At 37.6% G+C, this 2,370-nt stretch carries 4 protein-coding genes and 1 pseudogene; 2 read left to right on the top strand and 3 right to left on the bottom strand.

Annotation, left to right across the window (positions count from 1 at the left end; all coding sequences use genetic code 11):
• A pseudogene (locus ACFILA_RS09345) lies at positions 1 to 200 on the bottom strand (hypothetical protein); the annotation flags it as partial.
• Positions 201 to 252: 52 nt separating this feature from the next.
• On the opposite strand from ACFILA_RS09345, the gene ACFILA_RS09340 reads away from it, so the two are divergent.
• Together ACFILA_RS09340 and ACFILA_RS09335 are read left to right on the top strand one after the other, a co-directional pair.
• Entirely contained in the window at positions 253 to 567 is a 315-nt protein-coding gene (locus tag ACFILA_RS09340; RefSeq protein ID WP_254771026.1) for a type II toxin-antitoxin system RelE/ParE family toxin, read from the top strand.
• 16 nt (positions 568 to 583) lie between these two features.
• Positions 584 to 880, top strand: a complete 297-nt coding sequence (locus ACFILA_RS09335) for a HigA family addiction module antitoxin (protein WP_004861504.1) — start codon at positions 584 to 586, stop codon at positions 878 to 880.
• A gap of 44 nt (positions 881 to 924) precedes the next feature.
• Here ACFILA_RS09335 and ACFILA_RS09330 read toward each other — a convergent pair whose 3' ends face one another.
• Together ACFILA_RS09330 and ACFILA_RS09325 are read right to left on the bottom strand one after the other, a co-directional pair.
• A complete protein-coding gene (locus ACFILA_RS09330) occupies positions 925 to 1,203 on the bottom strand; it encodes a hypothetical protein (RefSeq protein ID WP_375661102.1) in 279 nt (92 codons plus the stop codon).
• A complete protein-coding gene (locus tag ACFILA_RS09325) occupies positions 1,200 to 1,931 on the bottom strand; it encodes an antA/AntB antirepressor family protein (RefSeq protein WP_375661101.1) in 732 nt (243 codons plus the stop codon). Before ACFILA_RS09325 ends, ACFILA_RS09330 begins: the two co-directional genes overlap by 4 nt.
• Positions 1,932 to 2,370: the final 439 nt, after the last annotated feature.

Genomic DNA, 2,370 nt, shown 5'->3' with positions numbered 1-2,370 from the left:
TCTACTGTTAAAACACGCCGCCTTACTCCATAATCATAGCCATCTTCAATCGTTTCACTTTGTGTTGAGATATTAATAGCTGGCATTGCTTCAATAAATAAATTGAAATCACGCATATTGAAAACATTGTCACCAGCTGCCGTCTTTGCTGCTTTAATCAACGCAACAAAACTTTCCCTTATCGTCTCTCTCGGATGCATGAGTGTTCCTGTTATTTAACATTTATCCTTTTCTTTATATTAGTATCGTGTTATGATACGTAAAAGAATGAATAAAGGTGATTTGGTGATTGAATCTTTTGCTGATAAGCGGTGTAAAGATCTTTTAGAAGGCAATCCGCCCAGAGGCTTTCCCACCACTCTAGTGCGTATAGCCCAAAGAAAATTGTTTATGCTCGATAAAGCAGTTGATCTTAAAGATTTGCGTAGTCCTCCGGGAAATCGTCTAGAAGCATTGAAAGGAGAGCGTAAAGGTCAATATTCTATCCGTATTAATGACCAGTTTCGTATTTGTTTTGAATGGCGCTCTAATGGCGCTTATGAAGTTGAAATCGTAGATTATCATTGATCTGTAGGAGGTCGAGATGAAAAATTATATAGCGATTCATCCCGGAGAAATTTTACGAGAGGAATATTTAAAAGAATATGCCCTCTCTGCTTATGCTCTTGCAAAAGCATTAAATGTTCCACGCACGAGAATAGAACGTATTGTTGCTGAAAATAGTCCAGTGACTCCCGATACTGCTCTCAGATTAGCCTATTTTTTTGATACTACTGCTGAATTTTGGCTTAACATGCAAGCTGCTTATGACGTTAGTATATTACAAACTGAAAAAGCAGACGAATTTGCCAAAATCAATAAATTTGAATGTAGGGTTTAACCACTCCCCATTTTAAGAACAGGGAGGGGAGTTGTGTTTTTAAGTTAAGCAGCTTTTACAACAGGACTTTCCAAAGTAGGAGCATAAGCTTGCAATAACGGATTCATGCTATGCGGTAGTTCTGAATCTCCAAAATCTGTTAGAACTGTCAAGATTTTAAGCATACTTGGCATCTCATTTTGAAGTTTTAAAATCAATACTTTTTCTATTACACTCATAGTGTCAACCAGAGCAGTACAATCTTTGTTGCTCATATTCTCATGTCTAGAAAATTGAGACAATGCTATCCATAAATCACATAAAAAGTCGATACTGGTGTTCATTGTACACCTCCATGGATTTGTTCTCTCAAACAAGCTAATCCTCTAGATGTGATTTTTGTTGAAGGCAGCACCTTTTCTGTACCATCCGGTCTTTGAATCGTAATAGCGGGACAATCCATAAATCCTTTCTTGATCTTGTCCTGATAAGGTAACAGAGGCGCCCCTGGAGCACGTCGATACACCCAGTCATGTTTACGCAAATAATCGGTCAAATCCTTTGGTCGTACTTCCAACATCTTTGCTGCTTCAATAAGACCGAATAAACCATCAGAGCGTTTTAAACCTTCCAAAGCTTTTGCTTTTGGTGCTAATTCTGCAATAACATGATCTTTCTGCTCTATTTGACTTTGTAAGTGATTCAAAACACCAAGCAATGCTTCGGGTTTAGAGTAGTCAACTTGTGGTGTTGCTACTTGTTTCAAAAGCTGTTCGCATTTGATAAAGTATTGACGTGCTTCATGCCCTTTATCATTACGCTCTATCATCGAAAGATGTTTAGCCACGTCTAACGTAATGTGGTATTCTTTTACCTTTCCACCACTTACTAAATTTTTAGTAAGCGTTATAAAGTTTATATTTTCCTGAAATTTACATTCTTTAATGCGATTTTTAATCCAATCATTAAAGCGAGCTTTTATTTCTAAAAACGTATGTAAATCACGCGCGTTAACAGTTTGAACAGTTTCCTGATCAATAACCTGTTCTCTAATTTCTATAAGAGTATTCATAATGAATTCCTTGTTGATAGATGTTTCTTAATGACACTTTAAAAAAGTGCCGGGTGCTAAGAAACACGGCAACAAGCCCGTCGTTATGCTTTCCCCCGAAAGGGTATTTTATGGCATAACCACACCCGACAAGACCAGTATACGCTATACGCATATAATGAGTCAAAGCCTTTACAATGTGCGGAAGACTGATTATTTCGGCAACCAATCCGCTTGTTGTTTTAAGGTGTTTCTTAGGCACCTGATTCGATTGTTCATATTGTTGCCACAATGTCAAGTGGGAACGTAATATTTTTATAAAAATAATCAAAACGGCTTGCTAAATAAAGATGCCTTATTGTTTTGTCTCCCGCAAGATCAGCTTATACATACCGGATTCTGAGGCTTGGACATCTGTGACAGTGAAGTGCTCTTGAGAAGAGGGGGCTTTGTTGTTTTC

The organism is Bartonella sp. CL71SXKL, assembly GCF_042194935.1.
Classification (GTDB): Bacteria; Pseudomonadota; Alphaproteobacteria; order Rhizobiales; family Rhizobiaceae; genus Bartonella.
This window is presented reverse-complemented; position numbering and strand designations above follow the sequence as displayed.

What these genes read in the sequence shown, in the direction of transcription:
- ACFILA_RS09340 (WP_254771026.1), top strand. Translation starts at nt 253, where the DNA reads ATGATACGTAAAAGAATGAATAAAGGTGATTTGGTGATTGAATCTTTT.
- ACFILA_RS09325 (WP_375661101.1), bottom strand. Translation starts at nt 1,931, where the DNA reads ATGAATACTCTTATAGAAATTAGAGAACAGGTTATTGATCAGGAAACT.
- ACFILA_RS09335 (WP_004861504.1), top strand. Translation starts at nt 584, where the DNA reads ATGAAAAATTATATAGCGATTCATCCCGGAGAAATTTTACGAGAGGAA.
- ACFILA_RS09330 (WP_375661102.1), bottom strand. Translation starts at nt 1,203, where the DNA reads ATGAACACCAGTATCGACTTTTTATGTGATTTATGGATAGCATTGTCT.